Source organism: Williamsia sp. 1138, assembly GCF_002095435.2.
Lineage (GTDB): Bacteria > Actinomycetota > Actinomycetes > Mycobacteriales > Mycobacteriaceae > Williamsia.
Genome location: NZ_MJEJ02000042.1, coordinates 149,833 through 170,947, shown reverse-complemented (window position 1 = coordinate 170,947; position 21,115 = coordinate 149,833). Strand labels below are relative to the sequence as shown.

Here is a 21,115-nt window from a genome sequence, read left to right as displayed (position 1 = left end):
ACAGCGCTGTTCTTACGTGTCGCTGGATCGACGTAACATCACCACGTGCCGCATGACACTTCACTCGAGGCCGCCCTGTTGCGGATGATCAACCTGTTCATGTACTCCTCACACAGCAATGCCGCACGCCGCCGGTTCGAAACAGCCACCGGTCTCCTGCTCCCGCGGTCGGGTATCGAGACACTTAACGTCCTTGCGCGGGGGCCGCGCGGGGCGAACGAACTTGCAAAGGCACTACGAACGGACTCGACACAATCGAGTCGCACTGTAGCAGCCCTTGTTCGTCAAGGCTTCGTCATCAAAGCACGGGGCACCGACGACCGCCGACAGGTCGTCCTGAAGCTTTCCGACTCCGGCGACGCCCTGATGCATCAGTGGCAGATGTCCTGGAAGACGGAATTGCAGCGACCACTGGATACCTGGAATCACGAGGACGTCGAAACTCTCACTGAGTGGCTGCAGTGCGCGAGCACCCGGCTGACAACGGTCATGGAGGCGCATGCCGGCCCCGATCTGGTCGATTTCGATTCGAGCGACCTCGACGCGACTCCATATCCGAGGCAAGCACCTATCGCCAAGAGCGAGGCTGCCCGTTGTACCGCATCAATTGCAGAAATCGTGTATCTGGTGGGTCGAGCCAATTTCGAGGATGTGCTGCGGGCCGTCGAGGTCACATTGACGCCGTCGCAGTATTTTGCCCTTGCCGATATCCAAAGGTTCAGCCCGACTACGATTTCCGATCTCGCCAGCCGACTCGACCTCGAACAGTCAGCGGCGTCGAGGGCAGTGAGCACATTGGACCAACAGGGTCTCATAACACGTGAGCCGAATGGGGCCGATAGACGAAGCAAACAGCTCACCGCGACGCCGGCGGGGATTGATCTGCTCGTCAGGTCTCAGACAGCCCGACTCGATGACCTCCGAAAGCTATTCTCTGACATTAAAAGACAGGTCGGCCGCCGGTACGCGGAACTGACCGAAAGATACCTCGATGACGTGCTCAGGACTGCCGACGTCGCCGCCGGGCGTTACCTGTGACCAGGGCCTAACTCACGTCAAGCAACTTTCGCAGCGGGGTTGATACGTCCGCCAGTGCCTCACGAGTGATCGCGACCCGACGCGCGAGAGCCTTGCGTAGAACCAAGAAGTCGGCCGGGGAATTGATACATTCCACTGCGATCATAGTGCCGGACCGTAGATAGATGACGGCGCGTCGATCCGCGCGTTTGGGGTCCATCCTGACGACGACTTCATCGTGATCGCCGATCACGCCTGCCATCTGCAACTTGGTCGCGCCTTGGTCCGACCAGAACCAGGGGACAGAGCGCTCCGAGGACACGTCACCGAGCAGTGTGTCCGCAGCCAGGACCGCCTGCTCGTCGCAGTTGTCGACCGACTCGAGCCTGACGAACTCGGCCGCACCGGACGTCGGATGGGGTTGCACGGTGCAATCCCCGATGGCAATGGTCACTCCGTCCGAGGTCACACATCGGTGATCGACGATGACACCTCCGGTCGCCGCGCAGCGCAATCCCATGGTTCGCGCCAACTCGTCGCGCGGTATAACCCCTACCCCGACCACGACTGTCGCCGCGGGAATCAAACGATCATCGTCAAGTCGCACGCCGACGATCCGATCATTCTCGGTCACAATCTGTTCAGGCCGGCGGCCCAGTTCTATATCGATCCCCTTGGACATGTGCTCGGCCGCGAACCACGCAGCTGTCTCGGACCCGACAGCCCTTCCCATCAGTCCCGGCCCGACCTCGACCACGGTGCAATCACCACCAAGATCCTTCATCGTCGCCGCGACCTCCAGGCCGACGAAACCACCTCCGACCACTACCACAGGTCCGCTGCGCAGTCGCTTCTTCAACCTCAACGCATCCTCGAGGTCGCGAAGGACCAACACGTCCCGGTGATCTGCTCCAGGGATCGACAATCGTCTGGGGCGCGCACCGGTCGCAAGAACCAGTCTGTCGAACTCGTACGTGGCCGAGATCCTCGCACTGTCCACGATATCTCGCCCCCGCGATGCTCGCGTTCGCACGACACCGCGCCCATCGGCCCTCCGCTCGACATCGACAACCCGCTCTCCCGACCTCAGATTGATGTCGTTGTCACGGAAATAGCCCTCGCCGCGAAGAGCGATACCGTGCATGTCGACTTCACCTTTGAGAAAGGCCTTCGACAGTGGCGGACGATGGTACGGCGAATGACGCTCGCTACCGATAAGTGTCAGCGGGCCGTGATGGCCACCTGCTCGTAACCGGTCGGCCACAGCAACCGCGGCGTGGGAGGCACCCACGACCACTACGCGGGACCCGTACGGTGCGGCTCCGCCGGTGGCCAGGCTCGGCACATCAGAGCTGTTCATCGGGAAGTGTCACATGCACATCGATACCGTTCGCCAAGATCAGCTGGCACGACAACCTGGAATTCTCCTGGCGGTCGGTAGCGGTGCATTCAAGCATGTCCTCCTCGTCCTCCACAGGGTCTTCGAAGTTGCTGAGTTCATCAGAAGCGAGGAAGACATGGCAACTGGCGCAGGAGAGCACGCCTCCACATTGACCGACGATGCCCGATACCCCATTGCGGACGGCGGTCTGCATCACCGAGTCGCCGACGGCGCCCTCGATGACCTTCACCGCACCGTTCGGCTGCTTGTAAAACACTTGCGGCACAAGTCCCCCTACCAGGTCACAGGAAGCGAAGTGATCGGCTGCGTCAAGTTGGTCTCGTCAACGACGACCTCTCCGGCCAGCTCCAGGTCCGGCAGTCGCTTGAAGAGCTCGCTGATGGCAACCTGCAACTCCATCCGCGCCAGGGGGGCGCCCAGACAGTGGTGCAAGCCGTAACTCAGTGTCAGATGAGGGTTTTCTGTGCGGAGCACATCAAACGTCTCACTATGAGCGACTGCAGCAGGATCGTGTCCCGCAGAACCTGGATCGACCAGAATTGCGTCACCGCGTGCCACCAGCACGCCGTCGAACTCGACGTCTTCCGTCGCGACGAAGGGAACCAGCCCACCGGCGCCCGCAACAGGTCGCCCAAGCTCGAATCGTCCGTGTCGCAGCACTTCTTCGACTGCAGTTGGGACGACGCTGTCGACGTCGTCGAGGAGAATCTTCAACTGATCCGGGTTGTGCAGGAGTGAGAGCACACCGGAACAGATGAAGTTTGCGGTGTTGTCAAATCCCCCGATAATGAGGATGAGTGCGATAGGCAGGATCTCCGCATCGGTCAGGGTTTCGTCGCGATCGCGCGCATTGGCCAGATCGCTGAGCAGGTCTTCCCGGGGTTCGCGCCGACGCTCCTCTATGAGAGCAAGCATGTACTGAACCAACTCGATCATGTTCGCTTCGACTTCTTCCTGCGGCATGTTGGCCACAGAAAGCGTCGCTGAACTCCACTTTTGGAACTTCGCTCGATCCTCAGGGGGGACACCCAGCAGATTGCTGAGCATCTGGATCGGCAGTGCCACTGCATAGTCCTCGACAAGATTGCTCGGACCACCCCGGTCTAACATCGTGTCGATCAATGAGTTGGCGAACTCGACGGCGGACTCGCGCATTCCACGTACGCGTTTGGGAGAGATCGCGCGCTGCACCAGTTTCCGGAGCTTGGTGTGATGCGGCGGATCTTCGAACTGGATGGTCGACCGAAGGAAGTCCGGGAATTCCACGAAGTATGGCACCTGGCGTTCACCCGTTCGGAACGGCTGCCGAACGAACCGCTGGTCGGCGAGCATCATGCGCGCAATGTGCTCACGGTGGATCACCCAGACATCCCCACCAAACGGCATCGTCATCCTGGTCATCGGACGCTCCGTGGCAATCGCCTTGAAACGGGCCGCGGCCTCGGTCGACTCTACCGGCGCGAACGGGTAGGTCGTGTCGATTGATGGTTCATCAACACTGGTCATAGGAGTCTCCTCGAGATCGTTCAGGTCGCAAAATTGTCATCATGGTGCCGGAACCTGCTGTGTTTCAATGATTTGCGCTACGGCATCGGGTGTGATCGACATGATCTCGTCGAACCTCGAGGCAATGGACTCCACACTCAGATCCGGGTCCGTGATGCCCACCGTGTTGAGCATTGCCAGCCGCTTCACGGCTCCGCCCGCCACCGTGAACACCTCGCCCGTGACCGTGGAAGAAGGGTGAACCAGGTAGGCGCCCATCGGCGCCACGAATTCGGGCCGCAAGCTGTTCATCAGGTAGTCCAGGATCTCTGGTGACAGACTTCCGGCCGACGCTTCAGCCATCCGGGTACCTGCGCCCGGAGCGATGGCGTTGACCTTGATTCCGGCATCGAGGCCCTCGATCGCAAGGTTCCTGGTGAGCCCGAAAACCGCCGCCTTGGAACTCCCGTAATGGGTCATCATCGGATTGCCCAGCATCGCAGCAGAAACCGTGTTCACGATCCGGCCTTCGCCGGAGGCGACCAGATGCGGCCATGCGGCGCGACAGACCCGAAGCGAACCGAAGTAGTGAACGTCAAGGTGCCGCTGGTACTCGTCGTCGGAAACATCGAGGAATCCGGCAGTTCGCACGATTCCGGCATTGTTGATCACCGCGTCCAGGTGTCCGAAAGAATCCAGCGCAGAATCGACAAGTGCGCGCGCACCTTCTTCTCTGGACACGTCGGCGCCGCACGAAACCGCCCGGCCACCTGCGGCTGTGATCTCCGAGGCCACGGCGCTTGCCGGATCGTCTCCGTCCACCCCGGATCCGTCGGTTGAAGCGCCCAGGTCGCCTACAACGACTGCCGCGCCCCGGGCGGCCAACAAGAGGGCGTATTCGCGGCCGATGCCTCGACCTGCTCCGGTGACGATCACCGAGCGACCATCGAATCGCAATTCCTGCATAGAGTTCTCCTTGTTTGCGTAGCTGTTCAGGGGCGGGTCTGGCCGGCGCCAACTTCGACCTGGGCGGTCCAAATGCTGGCCTTTGCCTCTCGTGCCGACTTTTCGAAGTCGAAGACCTCTACCCCGACGGTGATGTAGAGCGTGCGGCGATCGGGCCCTCCCAGCAGGCAGGCCGAGCCGACGCCGCTGGCCAAGGGGATCGGGATCGCGTCGGTGATCGTGCCGCCCTCGACGAAGCGCACCACATACCCGCTGCCCGGCATCGCGACCCACACTCCCCCTTCTGCGTCCAGGCACATCCCGTCGGGAAGGAAGGGGCATTCGGCGAACACCCGTTGACTCGCCAGCGAGCCGTCTGCGGCCCGGTCCATCACTAGAATTCGGTTGGCGAAGGCCTCGGCCGTGAAGACCTGAGATCCGTCCTCTGTGATCGCGATTCCGTTGGCACCCAACAGAGGACCGATCGAATCTGCAGTCGACGGCGCACCCGTCGGATCAACGACGACGATCGGCGACGGCGACGGCTCTGCCCCATTGAACACGTCGAATCCCAGCTGCGTCACGTAAACGAAGCCGTCGGCGGCGACGACCATGTCGTTGATCGGTCCGGGCGCGAGATCGCTGAGGTCTGCATAGACGGAGAGGGCAGTCGGACTGGAACCGTCGTGAATGAGTACCAACTTCTCGTGCATCGACGTCACGACCATCTCTCCGCTCGGTAGCCAGCCGAAGCCGCCGAGAACGATCGGTACGGTCGAATGCCTCGCGCGACCGGTCGCGTCGACGGCGACCTTGACCTCACCAGCAGAGTCGATGGTTTTCAGTGTCGAGGTGTACATGTCCGAGAACCAGAAGAGGCCATCGTGCCAGCGCGGGCATTCCGGCCAGGAGAATCCCTGGGCGATCTCCTGAGCATCGACACGGCGAGCGTCTGCAACAGCATCAGCGACGGTGATCATAGTGTTTTGTCCTTGCCAGACTCGAAGTTATTTAACTGCAGCACAGAACTTTACGAACCGTCAGGCCGATATGAGGCAACTGCCGGTCCAGACCCCGCCGGTTGTCGGCAACGCAAACGTGGTGCACACCACACTAGCAATTGCATGCATATTGTCAACTAGTCCAGTGCCTATATCCGCCCACAGCGGCAGCGTTCAACACCTTTCCCACGTAAGGCAGGTCCACGGCCGTTCGGAGCCGGATCCGTCGATCATCAGGACATCGAGCCAGCCGCTCGCGCATTCCCGGGAGCGGGGGCCCATGTACCATGATGATTTGCAAATGTTATCGGCGTCAACGGAACTGGCAACAGCAATGCAGCCGTCGATGGAGACCGCATCTCAGACTTCGCCAGCCCGGAGAGCATGCGCTGAAGCGCTTCCCAGGCAATGGAGAAGCCAGAGGTCGAAATACAAGGCACAGATAGCCGATTCAACTCACGCCACAGCGATGCACACCAGCAGAATTCGGTCGTCGACAGTAGAGATCATCCAGCCGACCACCGATTGGGGCATTGCTGCGCAGGCAAGCAGAGTGGCAGTGACGACTCACTACGACAGTCCGCCGGCAGCTTCATTAGAATAACATCGGCACCGAACAGCGTCCGGTGACCTATGTTCTCATCCCACGGGCCTACGCTACTCCATCAAAATGTTCCCTGACATATTCGTGTCTATTTCAGCGGTTTACTCTACCAATCACCGATTCTGCAAACATGTTGAGGCTGTCGATCTTCTGCGATAGCGGTTCGGTATCGCTCCCGACCACGTAGGGAGTCCGGAAGCCAACGACCACATCCGTGACACCTTTGTCTTCGAGCCGCTTACAGCCATCGGGCGAGTACGCGTCAGGCGAGCCGGCGTGAATCTCGAATGGATCATCAAGTCTTCCCTCCGCCTTCCGTATGCAGTGGATCTTGTCGAGTAGCGAATCCAGTTCTCCGGGAGGCCCTCCTCCGTACATCCAGCCATCACCGCGAGTAACCGCTCGCTTCAGTGCGGCGTCGGCATGTCCACCGACCAACAAGGGAATCGGCCTGCTCGGCGCCGGGTTCATCTTGATTCTGGGAATGTCGTAGAACTCGCCATGGAACTCGAAATACTCACCGGTACCGAGACCCCGAACGATATCCATACACTCGTCCATGCGCTTGCCTCGTCGTTTGAAATCGACGCCCAGGATGTCGTAGTCCTCGACCCAGGGACTGGTTCCGACACCGAGGGCGAAACGATTTCCTGTCATCACCGCAACCGACATCGACTGTTTCGCCACCAGAGCTGGTGGGCGAACAGGGAGTTTGAGGACGAAGGGAATGAATCGAATAATCTTGGTTACTGCACCCAATGCTGCCGCCATCACGAACGTCTCGATGAACGCCTTGTCCTCGAGAAATTCGCGGCTGCCATCTTCGGTGTATGGGTACGTCGAATTTGATTCTTCGGGGTAGGCGATGGAATCCGGGATGACGAATCCTTCGTAACCGGCGGCTTCCGCGGCTATCGCCAACGGTGAATAGAAATTGGGATCCGTCATCGCCTCGGCAAAGGTGAATCGCATGACTGTGTTCCACTCTCCTCGTTCAGTTGCTGGCTTCGCGAAGGTCAGACGATCTGCCTCTTCACCCGATCGACGCGATCCTGCCAGTAGTCGAGCCACTCCGGCGCCGGGAAGATGTGGGTTTTGCGTTCGGCCATACCCTGCACGACCAGATCGGCCACTCGCTGTGTAGATATACCGGAGTCGATGTCGGCGTTGACCTGATCACGGAGCGACTCCAGCTCAGGATCTGCTTGCGCCCGTGGAACATGCCCCGCAGGCGCGTTGCGCTCGTCGTTCCTGATGCTGGTGGCCGTATACGCCGGACAGAGTACTGCAACCCCGACATGCGGATATTCCGTTGCGAACTCGTTCGCCATTGTCTCTGACAGCGCTACCACCGCGGCCTTGGATGCGACGTAGGGATGAAGGGGTGCCGTCGTGACAAAGCCCGCCATCGAGGCAGTGTTGACTATGAATGCCTCCTCTTGTCCGGCGAGTACAGGCAAGAATATGTTGCAACCGTTGATCACTCCCCACAGGTTTACACCTAGAGTCCAACGCCAGGTCACCAGACTTGTCGTGGCGAATCGCTGCATACCTCCGACTCCTGCGTTGTTGCACAGCACGTGGACGGCGCCAAACCGCTCGACTGCGGAATCCCGGAGTGCGCGAACCGATTCTTCATCGGCGACGTCAGTGTGAACCGCGAGCACCTCGCCGTGCTCGGCCAGCTCGCTCGCCGCGCGGTCCAGGTCGTCTGCATCGATGTCAGCAATGACAACCTTCATACCGTCCCGCAGAAACCGCTCGGCAAGTCCGTAGCCAATCCCATTTGCTCCACCCGTAACCACGGCTACCCGCCCGTTCAGGTTCTTCACGCGGCCCTCCCCATAGGTGCTGTATCTGTCTCGAAGTGAGGACCGCCTGCGTCAGAAGACACTTCCGCGCCCCGCCTCCCAATCAACACGACGATCCAGGGCGACTTTGTCGTAGGCGTTCGTGACCAAAGTGTAGTTAGCTTCTCCAAAGACGGTTCCGAAGTTTTCTCCGACAAGCTCTGGCGTCAGCCGGCCCTCACCCGCGTCATAGCCTGGTGTGACGGCGACGAAGACACGGCGCATGATGTCTCCCCCGGTAGCGAACATCTCGCCTGACACGGGCACGTCACGATGTGCGAGATAGCCGACCGGCGCTGCTGCGGATTCTGGTGGATAATAGCGCTCCATTCCCTCCGAAATCCCGTCACCCATCAGCTTGGTCATCCTGGCCGCAGCCGTTGGCATCACGCAGTTGACCTTGATGTCCTTGTCCTGAGAAGTCGCTCGGTACGAAAGGTTTCGAGTCAGTCCCCAGGTGGCACCCTTGGCCGCCGGATATCCAGCGGAGCTGTTCATTCCCAGAAAAGCGGACGATGAAACGTTGACAATGCGTCCATAGTTTCGATCCCACATATGTCGCCACACGGCCTTCGTGACGAAGAAGGTCCCTCCCGCGGCCACCATCAGGTCTGTGCGGAAGTCATCGTCGGTGTTCTCGTCGATCGGTCCGCGAGCAACGACAGCACCGGCGTTGTTGATGACGACGTCCACCTGTCCCCACGTATCCATCGCCTGTTCCACAATGGATTTGCCACCGGGGCCTGTCGCCACCGAGTCGAAGTTGGCTTCCGCTATGCCGCCGGCGGCCACGATCTCCTGTGCTGTTCGAGCGGCAGGACCCCTGCTAGCGCCCGCGCCGTGCATGTCGCCACCGAGATCATTGACCAAAACCCGAGCTCCACGAGCAGCAAGCAACCGCGCATAGGCACGCCCTAGACCATTTCCCGCGCCCGTGACGATGGCGACCTGACCGTCGAACCTGCACTCGCTCAACTTTGCACTCCTCTGAATGATGTGGTCTGCTGCGAATCTAGCGGTGCGAGCTTCTTGGAGCCATCCACCCGCCCACTGGACGGAACTTTTCGTGAGAAATGCACTTGTTATGTCGAAGCGGTCAGCTGCAGAACAACATTGGTCCATCCAACGGCCTAGGCCAAACCCGCAACAAGTCGCGTAGCCACCGCTAGTTCTTGCTGATCAGCTCAACGAACGTGTCCGCCACCAATGAGTGCCTATGGTGGCCGCGATCAGGCCTCGCTGAAGTCGAACCCGTAGGTTTCACGCAACGATCGCTTCAATATTTTGCCGGATGGATTCTTTGGTAGTTCTTGCGCTATCACCACACGTTTGGGTGTCTTGTAGCCTGCCAGCAATGTTCGAGTGTGCTGGATGACCTCCATTTCGGTCAGCGGACTTCCTGGCTTTGGCACAACCACTGCCACCACTGCTTCGACCCACGTCGGATGGGTGACTCCGAACACCGCAACCTCGGATACCCCTTCCAGCAGGTAGATGGCCTCTTCGACCTCACGGCTCGCGACATTTTCGCCACCGGTCTTGATCATGTCCTTCTTGCGATCGACGATGTAGAGCATGCCGTCATCGTCGAAGTACCCGAGGTCGCCTGAGTGGAACCACCCACCACGAAAAGCCTCGGCGGTTTTCGCTTCGTCATTGAAGTATCCGAGCATGGTCTGCGGCGATCGATGAACTACCTCCCCCACTTCGCCCGAGCCGACGGGCAGGTCATCGAGATCGTGAATGCGCGTCTCGACGTTCAGCACCGGCCGACCTGCCGCTCCCGGATGGGACAGCTGATATTCGGGGGCGAGTATTGTTGCTGTTGGGGCCATTTCGGTCTGACCGTACAAGTTCCACAGGCGGACGTCTGGCAAGCGTGCCTGGATCTCTTTCAGGATCTCGACCGGCATCGCGGATGCGCCGTAGTATCCCTTGCGCAGCGACGACAGGTCGTATTCATCGAACCCGGGCGTGCGCAGCAGGCCTATCCACACAGTCGGCGGTGCGAAGAGCTTCGTGACGCCATGCGCTTCGATGGTTCGGAGGAGAGTGACCGGCTCGGGCGCGGGCACGATGATGTTGGTTGCGCCGAGGTAGATGTCGGTCCCGAGGAAGCTGTCCAGTTGCGCGCAGTGGTACAGCGGCAGTGAGTGCAGCTCGACATCGTCCCCTGACATACCACCGTCAATCGCACATGAGACGTATTGCCACATCAAGGCGCGACTGGAGAGCAGCGCGCCTTTCGGCTTCGACTCTGTACCGGACGTGAACATCATCCTGATCGGATCGTCGTCGCCGATGCTCACCTCGGGTGCATCGGCGTCTCTGTCGATCCAGGTCTGGAGATCTTCCCACCCAAGTGAGACAGCATCAGACGACGAACGGATAGCACACCGTTTGGTTACTGACCCGGCGCTCTGCGAAAGCGCTTGGACGGCTGTTGTGACCAACTCATCTTGGGCAATGAGTGCCCTGGCCGAACTGAAATCGATGATGAACGCGATCTCGCTTGGACGCAGCATAAAGTTGATCGGCACCAAGATCACACCGGCGCGCGCTGCCGCAAATGCCACGATCGCGAACTGCCAGCAATTGCGCGACAGTAGAGCCAATCGGTCGCCCTGTGCCAAACCAGATTCGCGCATCGCGCCTGCTGTCCGATCGACCATGTCGGCGAAGTCGTCGTACGTCAACTCGACGTTGCCGTCTACGATCGCAACCTTGCCCGGGCACCTCTGCGCGGCCCTGCGAGGCAGGCTACCGAGCGAGTGTGCCCGCGCCTGATCAATGTGCGCCGGTGGTGTCATCATGCTCCTTCTATCGACGTTCAGTCTCCTCGTGTCGCACCACCGCGATTCCGAGAAGCATGGATTCGGCGGACGGAACCTCACAGTTGCGGCACCCACAAGTGACCGCTATGCATCGGGCGCCTCACATGTGGGTACCACCGTCGATCCGAACCTCGGTACCGGTGATGAACGCACCATCGTCCGACGCCAGCATCGCGACCACACTTGCGACCTTGTCTGGGCCTGCCATACCCGGCGCTTGATCTACATCATCGCCAGTAGGTGTACCTACCAGGACCGGCTGCAGTTTCGCGAACAACGAGAAGTCGGCGTCGTCAGGAATACCCGGCGCCGCAGTCATTCCCGAGGTGATGCTCCCTGGCGCGACTGAAATAGCACGAATTCCTTTGCTCGCATATTCGAGCGCGACGGCGTGGGTGAGCGACCAGATTCCGCCCTTGCTGGCCGCGTAGGCCGCCATGTAGGGATGCGCGAAAGTCGCCGAAGTGGAGGTGAAGTTCACGATCACACCGTGCCCAGATTCAATGAGCGACGGCAGGGACTCGCGAATCATCAGGAACGTACCAGTGAGGTTGATTCGAATGATCTTGTCCCAGTCCTCGAGCGGCATCGCTTCGGTGTGCGCGCTGCGTAGAATGCCCGCCGCGTTCACGAGAACGTCCAGCCCGCCAAGACTGTTCGTCGCGAAAGCGACACCTTGGCTGACCGAGCTTTCGTCGCCGATATCGATCACGTGAGTCGTCAATCGATCCCCGTACCCCGATTCGACGGCAGCCGAATCGGTCACGACCAGACCGGCCTCCACCACGTCCGCAGCTACAACTGCAGCTCCCTCGGCGAGCAAACGCAACACCGACGCCCTGCCGATTCCCGAAGCGGCGCCCGTCACCAGAACCCGGCGACCCTCGAACCGATTCATATCTCGCTCCTCACCTGCAATGACTGCCCGAAACGGCGGTGCGATTTCGGGCCACCGGTCACACTTGAAAAGCCCATGATGCCGGTCGACAGGGTTGAAAGGTCATCCAGTTCCCACTGGATGGAAGGTCGATGTTCGGAACACCCCAGTGTCTGATCGGGCGCACCGAGAACTGGCCGCGCGTCAAGCACAGCATGGTGACAGTGCACTTCGGCTGAATCGATACCGCGACACCGCTTGCGTGTTCACGATCCGGTCTCGCCGTCGGTACTTGTCAGCGGAGTGCCCTCCCGGCTGTTGCCAACCGGCTCTCGATCTCGCCTTCCACAAGCGTGAGATCTACTGTGGCAGAACCCATTAGTTTTTGACTGTATCTTCGATGGATACCGACGTTGATACAAGCCCATTTCCATTCGGCGAGAGCAATGAAGTAGGGAAGGTCGGCCAAATTCGGCCGGCAGCATCCCGATAGGCGATCAATACCTCATCGACGCCCGGAAACCCCTCCATCGTTGATGGCGCTTGCAGAATCCGCGGCTCGGTGTCGCCCGGTGGTCGCCAACTCGCGACCAGCCAACCGACATCGGCCAGAGGGCTACCGAGTGTAGCCAACTCCCAATCCAGAACCGCGGCGACCGAACCGTCGTCGGCGAAAATGCAGTTGCCCATCTTGAAATCACCGTGCACGAGGGTGACCTCGGTTTCCGCAGGTCTTCGGGTCATCAGTGCAGTCTCAATCGCTACGAACTGGGGCCACCGCTTGAGATCATTCGGCTGTAGCCCCCGACGCATTGCTCGGAGTTGGCGCCCGATGAAGTCCTCCTGCCGCGCGAGGTCGCCGACTCCTGACCCCACCAGATCGATGTCATGTAGCCGTGCGAGCGTCGGAGCCATTGAGTGGCCCGTCGCCGATCGCATTCCGTCCGAGAGCTGTGCGGCATCGGAAGCATCCCCGCACAACGTTCCCTCGACAAAGCGCATCATGAAGAACGGCGTTCCGACCACTCTCGGGTCGTTGCAATAGGCGAGCACCGCCGGGACAGGAACCTCAGACGCCTGCAGCCGCTCCAAGAATCGGTACTCGCGCTCGATGTTGTGGGACTGCGCGACGTCCCCGCCGGGTGGCCGTCGCAGGCAGTAACGTTCACCCGCTTCAGTCTCCAGTCCGATCGTGATGTTGGATCTTCCGCCGGCCAGAAGCCACGCCTTCACCGGCTTGCCCAGGTCCGAATGTTCAGCTCTCAGCCATTCCGCAAGCCGCGGGAGGTCGAGATCGACCTCAACGGTCTCCATTCATTCACTCCATTTCGCGTTCCGGGCGGTCCTTGATCTGGGCGCTGTCCTCGTAAGCCTCTTCACCATGCCCAGCTTCGAAGATGACTCGCCTCTACAGAAGCGTCCGCGGGCTCTCTGACAGTCACAAGCCTTGAGACCGCTCGGTGGGAGGTGGTGAAGCGTCGATGCGCAAAGAGCTCGGGTCATCCCCCTTCGCAACCACTTTCGCCCACTGGATGGAACGTCCCCTTGTCGACGTCCGCGCGCACTGACTTAATGCGACGTGAAGTCGCCCGGGGTCTGGCGCACCGCTGATCATCCAGCAACCAAGACCGCCGTCATCGTCAGAACAGGGAGCGTGCAGTGCCAAAGAGAAGTCGCCTTTTAGCAGTCTTTAGCGCGGGGGCCGCGCTGTCGTTGATGCTCTCCGCGTGCTCGGGGGGCAAGGAGTCTGCACAGAACGAGCCTGCCGGCGACCCAGCGCGAGGCGGCACTCTGACCTACGCCTTCAACACCGAAGCCCAGTCCGTCGATCCGGTGACCTGTGCGCTCGGGATCGGACTGGGGCCCTGCCAGGCGATCTACGGTGCGCTCATGTACTACAACATCGACAGCCGCGAGTTTCAGCCCGGCATGGCGGAATCGTTCACGACGCAAGACGGCAAAGAATGGACACTCAAGCTCCGACCCAATCTGACATTCACCGACGGCACACCGTTTGATGCAGATGCCGTTGCTTTCAACTGGAACCGTGCGCTGGATCCGGCACTGCTGTCACCGAGCGCCGCTGCTGCGACCGGGATCACCTGGCAGGTTTCCGATCCAACGACCCTACTGGTCACCTCGAAGAAGGTGGATTATCAGCTTCCGAACTACATCGCGGAAGATTTGGCGTTCGTTGGCTCACCCACCGCGATCAAGGAGAAGGGGAAAGACTTCGGTAACGCACCAGTCGGAGCCGGACCGTTCATCATGACGAATTGGGCCCGCGGCACCCAGATGACCCTCGACCGCAACCCCCAGTATTGGGATCAACCAAGGCCGTACGCAGATCGGCTGGTGATCAAAACGATTCCTGCCGACGACCAGCGTTACAACGCTCTTCAGGCGGGCGAGATCAACGTCATGGCAGTCACATTGAAGAAGTACGCCGATCGCGCCGAGTCAGCAGGCATGAACGTCAGCGAAGCGACGATGATGGGTGGCACGGGTGTCCAGATAAGCGATCGGGGTCCACTCGCAGACCCGCGTGTGCGCGACGCTGTCGGGAAGGTCTTCGACAACGAGCAGATCATGAACGCGGTCTATCCCGGCGAAGACGTCGCCACCGGATTCACACCCGCCGACAGCCCCTTCTACGATCCGTCATCAGAATGGACCGCCCAAGATATCGCCGGCGCTCAGAAGCTGATCGACGACTATCGTGCCCAGACCGGCGGACGCGAGGTCGAACTCACGTTCACGACCACAGCAGGCAGTCCGGTGCTCACACAGGTCGGAGAACTGCTGCAGGCACAGTTCGCCAAGGTGAACGGATTGAACCTGAAGATCGTCGCACTCGACGGCGGAGCGTTTTACTCCGCGTTGACATCCGGGAACTACGACCTCATCATCAGCTCGCTGGGTGGCGCGAATCCCGAGAACCTGTACAAAGTGTTCACCACGGACGGCCCCAGCAACACCTCGGGATTCTCCGACCCGGGCGTTGACCAAGCCCTCGAGCTCACCCATACGTCCAACGATCCCGACACCGTCAACAACGCTTACGCGGACGCGATCGCCGGAATCGTGGATGCCAACGCGTACCGATTCTGGCGTCATGCGAAGACCTACCTGATCTCGCCTTCCAACGTCAACGGCATCGAAAACCTCTATTCCTATTGGTTCCGGTCGGACCTGGCATGGGTGCAGCAGTAACACCGAACGCATCGTCCTTCGATACTGTGCTCCATCGTTTCCCCGGCATCCACTCCAAAAATGCGGGAAGTTGATCATGATCAAACATGGTGCGGTGCGCTATGTCGCCAAGCTCGTTGCTGTCCTCTCGCTGGTCAGCGTCGCGACCTTCCTCCTACTCGAACTCATACCTGGTGATCCGGTTGACTCCGTGCTTCCGGCCGGAGCCACCCCCGAGATGCGGGCCGCCGCGACCGCACAGTATGGCTTGGACGGTCCGTTGGTCGGCAGGTATTTCGAATGGCTCGGCAATGCACTCCACGGGGACCTCGGCCGCTCGATGCAGTCCCAGGTTCCCGTCACCGACGCGATTTTGGAACGTTTGCCTGTCACCATCGAATTGGCAGGACTGTCAATACTGTTGGCACTTCTGATTGCAGTTCCGGTCGGAGTCTGGTCGGCATACCGTGCGGGTGGGATCTTCGATCGAGTAGCCACGTTCATCTGCTCGGTCACTCTGTCGATACCCAGTTTTCTTCTCGGGGTTTTGTTGGTGTTCGTCTTCGCGGTCAGTCTCGGTACCCTGCCGGTCACCGGATGGACACCGATATCGGAGGGACTTGGTCCCCACATCGAGAGTTTGATCTTACCGGTGGTGACGCTCTCGGCGATCGAGGCTGTGGGATTCATTCGCGTCCTCCGCAATGACATGATGGCGACACTGCAGCACGATTTTGTCCTCTCGGCCCGGGCACGGGGCCTCTCGTCGCCGCGCATTCTGTTCACACATGCCTTGCGTCCGTCGGCGTTCTCTCTCATCACGGTGATGGGGGTGTCACTCGGACGGCTGATCGGAGGCACGGTCATCGTCGAGACTCTGTTCTCTCTGCCCGGGCTCGGCTCGTTGGTCATCACATCTATCACCGGGCGTGACTTCCTGATGATCCAGGGAATCGTTCTTGTCGTGGCGGTCGCCTACGTCCTGCTCAACGCGTTGGTCGACCTCGCCTACCCCGTACTCGATCCGAGAGTGAGGACCGCATGAGTCACCCCGAGACGAGAGCATCAGTAACCCCCGACGAGACGCGAGTGCTACTGACAAAACCCACGCCTATCGATCCCGGATACGCCGGAAATGTCGATCTCGACGTGAAAGCCGGTCATGCCGCGGCAGAGGTGCAGGTCACCAAACGCAGACACCGTCGCAAACGAGATATCGGCGCTGCCGTGGGGGTGATCTGGCTGGTACTGATCGTCTCCGCTGCAGTGTTCGCCGACCTGCTCCCGCTGCCGTCTCCGTCGGAGATCACCGATTCGTACTCTTTGGAGCCTTTCAAGAACGCCGCACATATTCTGGGCACGGATGAGATCGGACGAGACCAACTCAGCCGCGTGATCTACGGCGCCAGGGTCTCGTTGGCAGTGGCCATCGGGGCCACCCTGATAGCGCTTGTCACCGGGACCGCGATCGGCATCGTCGCGGGCTACTTCAGAGGTGCGCTGGACACCACGTTCGATATCGGAACAAGCATGATTCTGGCATTTCCACCGCTCATCCTTCTCATCGCGCTGGTAGCCGTGATGGAGCCCAGCGCAACGACACTGGCAGTGGGCCTCGGCATCGTCGGTGCACCAACTTTCGTGCGAATAGCACGAGCGAATACGATCTCGTTCGCGAATCGCGAGTTCGTCACTGCCGCGAAGTCGATGGGCGCCAGCAGTATCCGAATCATCCTTCGTGAAATCCTGCCCAACGTTCTGCTGCCGGTGTTTTCGTTTGCGACGGTCGTCGCCGCCGGGTTGGTTGTGGCAGAAGGATCCCTCAGCTTCCTCGGTCTGGGCATCCCACCGCCCGCGCCAAGCTGGGGTGGGATGATCGCTGCGGGACGCGAAAGCCTCTACGAAGCACCCTATTTGGTATTGGTTCCGGGAATGTTCTTCTTCCTCACGGTCTTCTCGTTGAACCGCGTGGGCGATTGGGCTCGTGGACGGGTCGGAAGGGAATCGTCATTGTGAATGTCTCAACGCCCAAGTCTGTGAGTCCCGCGGACGAACTGCCGAAGCGTGACGGGCCGATCCTGACCGTGCACAACCTGCGAGTGTGGTTTGACACTCCTCGTGGCATGGTGCGTGCGGTTGATGGCGTCGAATTCGACCTCTCTCGCGGCCGAACCCTCGGGATCGTCGGCGAGTCCGGTTCGGGCAAGTCCGTGCTCTCACGGGCGATCATGAACATTCTCGCACCAAGCGCGGTCATCCAACCTGGTTCGCGGGTGGAGATCGAGGGACGCGATACGGCGTCACTCAGCAAGTCCGAAGCCCGCGCGTTGTGGGGTTCACGCGTAGCCATGGTCTTCCAAGACCCGATGACGTCGTTGACGCCCGTGCTCACCATCGGGCGTCAACTGACCGAAACCCTACGGCGACACACCGACCTGTCCAAGAGGGAAGCGCTCAACCGGGCAGAGGAGCTCTTGGAGTGGGTGGGGATTCCCGAACCTCACGAGCGTCTATCCCAGTATCCTCACAACCTCTCCGGCGGTATGCGCCAGCGCGTGGTGATAGCCCTGGCCATCGCATGTTCTCCCGACCTCCTCATCGCTGACGAACCCACCACCGCCCTTGATGTCACCGTCCAACACCAAGTCCTGACACTGCTGGCCCGTCTTCGTCGCGAACAAGGCATGGCGATGATTCTGATCACCCACGACCTCGGGGTCGTAGCAGGCCGCACTGACGAGATCGCCGTGATGTACGCCGGACGCGTTGTGGAACACGCGCCCACTCACACCTTGTTCAGCGAGATGCGCCACCCTTACACACGAGCCCTCATCGAATCCATCCCCAAGCTCAGCGACCCGAGTCACACACGACTGCAAGCAATTCCAGGGCGCCCTCCTACAGTGATCGATCCGCCACCGGGATGCGCCTTCGCGCCGCGGTGCCCCCACTCCCGACCACGCTGCCTGACCGAAACGCCTGAACTGTCGTCAGATCACCGGAGCGCGGCCGAGCATCGATTCGCCTGTTTTTATCCGGTCGGCACTGCCGATGGCTCCGCGGCGCTGTCCGAGAACCTCACCTTGGGCGAGACGGCGGGCGGACTGCCGATGACAACGAAGGAACTCTGATGGCTGGAACCGGAACCGCACACCTACGAGACAACAAGGACACCTTGTTGAGCGTGCGCGACCTCGTGGTCGAGTACAACGGCGGACACGGCGGAAAGGTACACGCGGTTTCTGGTATCAGCCTCGACATCGTCCGTGGCGAAACCCTCGGCCTCGTCGGCGAGTCGGGTTGCGGGAAGTCCACCGTTGCCAAAGCCATCATGCAACTTCCTCCACCGACGTCGGGCACCGTGACCTTCGGAGGAACGGATCTCGCAGGCCTCTCACCGCGCGAGCTCCGACCCATCCGCAGGAGCCTGCAGATGATCTTTCAGGATCCGATATCTTCCCTCAATCCGCTTCGAAAGGTCCGGAAGATCGTCGCGGAGGGGCTCGATATCAGCGGCGAGAAGACTCGCGTGCAACGCGATGCAGCTGTCGATGAGACGCTCCGAATCGTCGGTCTCGATCCCGACACCGCCGGCGACAGGAAGCCTCACGAGTTCTCCGGAGGTCAATGTCAGCGCATCTCCATCGCCCGGGCGATCGTTGTAGAACCGCAGCTTGTGGTGTGCGACGAACCAGTCTCGGCACTTGATGTGTCGGTGCAAGCACAGATCCTGAATCTACTCCAGGACATGAAAGCCAGATACAGCCTGACCTTGTTGTTCATCGCACACGACCTGGCCGTGGTCAAGAATGTCAGCGACCGCATCATCGTCATGTATCTGGGCAAGATCTGCGAGATTGCCGATCCCGATCGGATGTACGCCACACCCCTACACCCCTACACGGAAGCCCTACTCTCAGCGATCCCCGAACCAGATCCGCTGGTCGATCCCGGTGAGATCAGCCTGCAGGGCGAACTACCCTCCCCTCTCGACCCTCCCAGCGGTTGCCGCTTCCGGACACGGTGCCCCAAAGCGGCGGAGGTGTGTGTGACCAAAGAACCGATCATTCGCGAAGTGGCACCCAATCACTTTGTGGCCTGCCACTTCCCGAACACAGACGAAACGATTGGTCCGATCATTGTCACTGAGACGACATAGATCTTTGAGCAGATCGACCGCCATCACCGTCTGCGACAAACGTTTGCACCCGACGGAACAAGCAATCACAATGAATTGAGGAACAGTGAGTCTCGAAGGAAGAGTCGCCCTGGTGACGGGCGCCGGCCAAAATACCGGTTTGGGAATCGCTCAAGCACTGTCTGCGGCGGGTGCATCGGTGATCATCAATGACGTCGCGGCGGATCGCGCTGAGGCCGGAGCGCAGGCCGTCAGGGCTCGCGGGGGCACAGCCACCAGTGCGCCCTTTGACATCACCGACTACACCGCCGTCGCAGAGGGAATACGCGCCGCGGAAGCCGAACTCGGGGCCGTCGACATCCTCGTCAACAATGCCGGGATCCCGGCAGAAGCGCAGCGGCAACCCTTCGCAACTTCGTTGCCGGCAAGCTGGCCGCCCTACATCGACATCAATCTCTACGGATCTCTGAACACCACGCACTGCGTTCTGGCTGGGATGCTGGAGCGGAACTTCGGGAGGGTCATCCAGATCTCCTCGGGATCAGGGTCTATGGCGAACAAGGGCCTAGGAGCCGCCATGTACGGCGCCGGAAAAGCCGGGATCGAGGGCGCGCTCCGACACATAGCCACCGAGGTGGGTGACCGCGGAGTGACAGTCAATTCGCTTGCACTCGGGCTCATGGAGAATCTGCAAGCCGCCTTGGACGCCGAGTATCCCCCGCTCCCAGATATTTTCGCTCTCAACCTGATACCCCGACTGGGACGCGGCAGCGATGTAGGCGCTGCGGCAGTGTGGTTGGCCTCTGACGGCGCAGAATACGTGACGGGTCAGACCATCCACATCAACGGCGGCGCGTACTCCGGCCGCTGAAGCTCGCGCTGCTAATGCTCAACCTCCAGTAGGAAGATACTCCGATGACCCAGTTCCGCACGCTCGAACTCAGCCACCCCCGTCCTGGTATTGCACTCGCCACGCTCAACCGTCCCGAACGTCTCAATGCCATCACCTTCGAGATGTTTGACGAGTTCGGCGAATTGCAAGGCCAGATCGATGGAGACCCCGAGACACGGGTATTGGTGATCACCGGTGGCGGCCGTGGATTCTGCGCCGGACTCGACCTCGATTGCGCAGCTCAGTTGCCCGACATGACCGCAACGGAGATGATGCGTGAACAGCAGAAGTGGGGGGCCGCGGTTGCCGGCTTCCGACATATGTCCACGCCGGTCATTGCCGCGGTGAACGGTCCTGCAGCGGGTGCGGGAATGGGCCTCGCACTCGCCGCCGATATTCGGATCGCCACCGAGAGTGCCCGTTTCAACGCGGCCTTCGTCAAAGTTGGACTGTCGGGTGGTGACGTCGGCACCTCCTGGGCGCTGCCGCGACTGGTCGGGCTCGCCCGAGCAACCGAGATACTGTTGACTGGTCGTTTCGTCACTGCACATGAAGCACTCCAGATTGGGCTGGTCACCGATGTGACCTCGTCCGAGAGTCTGTTGGACAAGGCCTACGAGATTGCCGAGATGATCGCTTCCAACAGCCCATTCGGTATGACCTTGACCAAACAGGTCATCCAGCAGAACGTCGACGCGCCATCGCTAGACGCAGCAATCGCGGTCGAGAACCGCAATCAGGTGTTGGCGACACGCACATCGGACATGCGCGAAGCCCTGACTGCCTTCCGAGAGAAACGGCGCCCTGTCTTCACTGGCCGTTGAGTCCGGCACCTATCACCGACTCTTCGTCGCCAGCACCAGAAAGCCCACAACGCC

General features: G+C 60.4%; 20 protein-coding genes. 9 read left to right on the top strand and 11 right to left on the bottom strand.

Going from position 1 to position 21,115, the window contains the following annotated elements; all coding sequences use genetic code 11:
* Positions 1-45 precede the first annotated feature (45 nt).
* On the top strand, positions 46-1,038 hold the full coding sequence (locus BH683_RS13470) for a MarR family transcriptional regulator (protein ID WP_084836762.1): 993 nt from the start codon (positions 46-48) through the stop codon (positions 1,036-1,038).
* Between the two features lie 7 nt (positions 1,039-1,045).
* Here the strand turns inward: BH683_RS13470 and BH683_RS13465 are convergent, their stop codons facing one another.
* From BH683_RS13465 to BH683_RS13455, 3 genes are read right to left on the bottom strand one after another with little or no spacing between them, the layout of a single operon-like run.
* Positions 1,046-2,377: an FAD-dependent oxidoreductase gene (locus BH683_RS13465; protein ID WP_084836761.1), complete on the bottom strand. Its 1,332-nt coding sequence runs from the start codon at positions 2,375-2,377 to the stop codon at positions 1,046-1,048.
* Positions 2,364-2,684 carry a 2Fe-2S iron-sulfur cluster-binding protein gene (locus BH683_RS13460; protein WP_084836760.1) on the bottom strand — a complete coding sequence of 107 codons (321 nt, stop codon included), beginning with the start codon at positions 2,682-2,684 and terminating at the stop codon, positions 2,364-2,366. Before BH683_RS13460 ends, BH683_RS13465 begins: the two co-directional genes overlap by 14 nt.
* 8 nt (positions 2,685-2,692) lie before the next feature.
* On the bottom strand, positions 2,693-3,574 hold the full coding sequence (locus BH683_RS13455) for a cytochrome P450 (RefSeq protein WP_246833363.1): 882 nt from the start codon (positions 3,572-3,574) through the stop codon (positions 2,693-2,695).
* A gap of 54 nt (positions 3,575-3,628) precedes the next feature.
* Here BH683_RS13455 and BH683_RS28985 point away from each other — a divergent pair, with 54 nt between their 5' ends.
* Positions 3,629-3,904, top strand: a complete 276-nt coding sequence (locus BH683_RS28985; RefSeq protein ID WP_246833362.1) for a hypothetical protein — start codon at positions 3,629-3,631, stop codon at positions 3,902-3,904.
* 60 nt (positions 3,905-3,964) lie between these two features.
* Here the strand turns inward: BH683_RS28985 and BH683_RS13450 are convergent, their stop codons facing one another.
* The 8 genes from BH683_RS13450 to BH683_RS13415 form a co-directional block, all read right to left on the bottom strand.
* Positions 3,965-4,870: an SDR family NAD(P)-dependent oxidoreductase gene (locus BH683_RS13450; RefSeq protein ID WP_084836758.1), complete on the bottom strand. Its 906-nt coding sequence runs from the start codon at positions 4,868-4,870 to the stop codon at positions 3,965-3,967.
* Positions 4,871-4,896: 26 nt separating this feature from the next.
* On the bottom strand, positions 4,897-5,829 hold the full coding sequence (locus BH683_RS13445; protein WP_084836757.1) for an SMP-30/gluconolactonase/LRE family protein: 933 nt from the start codon (positions 5,827-5,829) through the stop codon (positions 4,897-4,899).
* A gap of 718 nt (positions 5,830-6,547) precedes the next feature.
* Entirely contained in the window at positions 6,548-7,426 is an 879-nt protein-coding gene (locus BH683_RS13440) for an LLM class flavin-dependent oxidoreductase (RefSeq protein WP_084836756.1), read from the bottom strand.
* Positions 7,427-7,470: 44 nt separating this feature from the next.
* Entirely contained in the window at positions 7,471-8,259 is a 789-nt protein-coding gene (locus BH683_RS13435) for an SDR family NAD(P)-dependent oxidoreductase (protein WP_246833365.1), read from the bottom strand.
* A 78-nt stretch (positions 8,260-8,337) separates the two neighbouring features.
* Complete coding sequence (locus BH683_RS13430; RefSeq protein WP_168187042.1) at positions 8,338-9,279, bottom strand: SDR family NAD(P)-dependent oxidoreductase; 942 nt, start codon at positions 9,277-9,279, stop codon at positions 8,338-8,340.
* A gap of 254 nt (positions 9,280-9,533) precedes the next feature.
* Complete coding sequence (locus BH683_RS13425) at positions 9,534-11,114, bottom strand: fatty acyl-CoA synthetase (protein WP_246833361.1); 1,581 nt, start codon at positions 11,112-11,114, stop codon at positions 9,534-9,536.
* A gap of 124 nt (positions 11,115-11,238) precedes the next feature.
* Positions 11,239-12,036 carry an SDR family NAD(P)-dependent oxidoreductase gene (locus BH683_RS13420; RefSeq protein WP_084836752.1) on the bottom strand — a complete coding sequence of 266 codons (798 nt, stop codon included), beginning with the start codon at positions 12,034-12,036 and terminating at the stop codon, positions 11,239-11,241.
* 357 nt (positions 12,037-12,393) lie between these two features.
* The gene (locus BH683_RS13415; protein ID WP_084836751.1) at positions 12,394-13,329 is read right to left on the bottom strand and encodes a phosphotransferase family protein; all 936 of its coding nucleotides are present in this window, start codon (positions 13,327-13,329) and stop codon (positions 12,394-12,396) included.
* 345 nt (positions 13,330-13,674) lie between these two features.
* Between BH683_RS13415 and BH683_RS13410 the strand changes: the two genes are divergently transcribed.
* The 7 genes from BH683_RS13410 (at position 13,675) to BH683_RS13380 (ending at position 21,061) form a co-directional block, all read left to right on the top strand.
* A complete protein-coding gene (locus BH683_RS13410; RefSeq protein ID WP_246833360.1) occupies positions 13,675-15,228 on the top strand; it encodes an ABC transporter substrate-binding protein in 1,554 nt (517 codons plus the stop codon).
* Positions 15,229-15,304: 76 nt separating this feature from the next.
* Positions 15,305-16,252, top strand: a complete 948-nt coding sequence (locus tag BH683_RS13405) for an ABC transporter permease (protein ID WP_084836749.1) — start codon at positions 15,305-15,307, stop codon at positions 16,250-16,252.
* Entirely contained in the window at positions 16,249-17,223 is a 975-nt protein-coding gene (locus tag BH683_RS13400) for an ABC transporter permease (RefSeq protein ID WP_084836748.1), read from the top strand. Before BH683_RS13405 ends, BH683_RS13400 begins: the two co-directional genes overlap by 4 nt.
* Positions 17,224-17,243: 20 nt before the next feature.
* A complete protein-coding gene (locus BH683_RS13395; protein WP_246833359.1) occupies positions 17,244-18,338 on the top strand; it encodes an ABC transporter ATP-binding protein in 1,095 nt (364 codons plus the stop codon).
* Positions 18,338-19,366, top strand: a complete 1,029-nt coding sequence (locus BH683_RS13390) for an oligopeptide/dipeptide ABC transporter ATP-binding protein (RefSeq protein ID WP_084836747.1) — start codon at positions 18,338-18,340, stop codon at positions 19,364-19,366. Before BH683_RS13395 ends, BH683_RS13390 begins: the two co-directional genes overlap by 1 nt.
* An 85-nt stretch (positions 19,367-19,451) precedes the next feature.
* On the top strand, positions 19,452-20,216 hold the full coding sequence (locus BH683_RS13385) for an SDR family NAD(P)-dependent oxidoreductase (RefSeq protein WP_084836746.1): 765 nt from the start codon (positions 19,452-19,454) through the stop codon (positions 20,214-20,216).
* Between the two features lie 44 nt (positions 20,217-20,260).
* Positions 20,261-21,061, top strand: a complete 801-nt coding sequence (locus tag BH683_RS13380; RefSeq protein WP_084836745.1) for an enoyl-CoA hydratase-related protein — start codon at positions 20,261-20,263, stop codon at positions 21,059-21,061.
* Positions 21,062-21,115 lie beyond the last annotated feature (54 nt).

What these genes read in the sequence shown, in the direction of transcription:
- BH683_RS13420 (WP_084836752.1), bottom strand. Translation starts at nt 12,036, where the DNA reads ATGAATCGGTTCGAGGGTCGCCGGGTTCTGGTGACGGGCGCCGCTTCG.
- BH683_RS13415 (WP_084836751.1), bottom strand. Translation starts at nt 13,329, where the DNA reads ATGGAGACCGTTGAGGTCGATCTCGACCTCCCGCGGCTTGCGGAATGG.
- BH683_RS13400 (WP_084836748.1), top strand. Translation starts at nt 16,249, where the DNA reads ATGAGTCACCCCGAGACGAGAGCATCAGTAACCCCCGACGAGACGCGA.
- BH683_RS13445 (WP_084836757.1), bottom strand. Translation starts at nt 5,829, where the DNA reads ATGATCACCGTCGCTGATGCTGTTGCAGACGCTCGCCGTGTCGATGCT.
- BH683_RS13380 (WP_084836745.1), top strand. Translation starts at nt 20,261, where the DNA reads ATGACCCAGTTCCGCACGCTCGAACTCAGCCACCCCCGTCCTGGTATT.
- BH683_RS13455 (WP_246833363.1), bottom strand. Translation starts at nt 3,574, where the DNA reads ATGCGCGAGTCCGCCGTCGAGTTCGCCAACTCATTGATCGACACGATG.
- BH683_RS13390 (WP_084836747.1), top strand. Translation starts at nt 18,338, where the DNA reads ATGGCTGGAACCGGAACCGCACACCTACGAGACAACAAGGACACCTTG.
- BH683_RS13425 (WP_246833361.1), bottom strand. Translation starts at nt 11,114, where the DNA reads ATGACACCACCGGCGCACATTGATCAGGCGCGGGCACACTCGCTCGGT.
- BH683_RS13450 (WP_084836758.1), bottom strand. Translation starts at nt 4,870, where the DNA reads ATGCAGGAATTGCGATTCGATGGTCGCTCGGTGATCGTCACCGGAGCA.
- BH683_RS13440 (WP_084836756.1), bottom strand. Translation starts at nt 7,426, where the DNA reads ATGCGATTCACCTTTGCCGAGGCGATGACGGATCCCAATTTCTATTCA.
- BH683_RS13405 (WP_084836749.1), top strand. Translation starts at nt 15,305, where the DNA reads ATGATCAAACATGGTGCGGTGCGCTATGTCGCCAAGCTCGTTGCTGTC.
- BH683_RS13465 (WP_084836761.1), bottom strand. Translation starts at nt 2,377, where the DNA reads ATGAACAGCTCTGATGTGCCGAGCCTGGCCACCGGCGGAGCCGCACCG.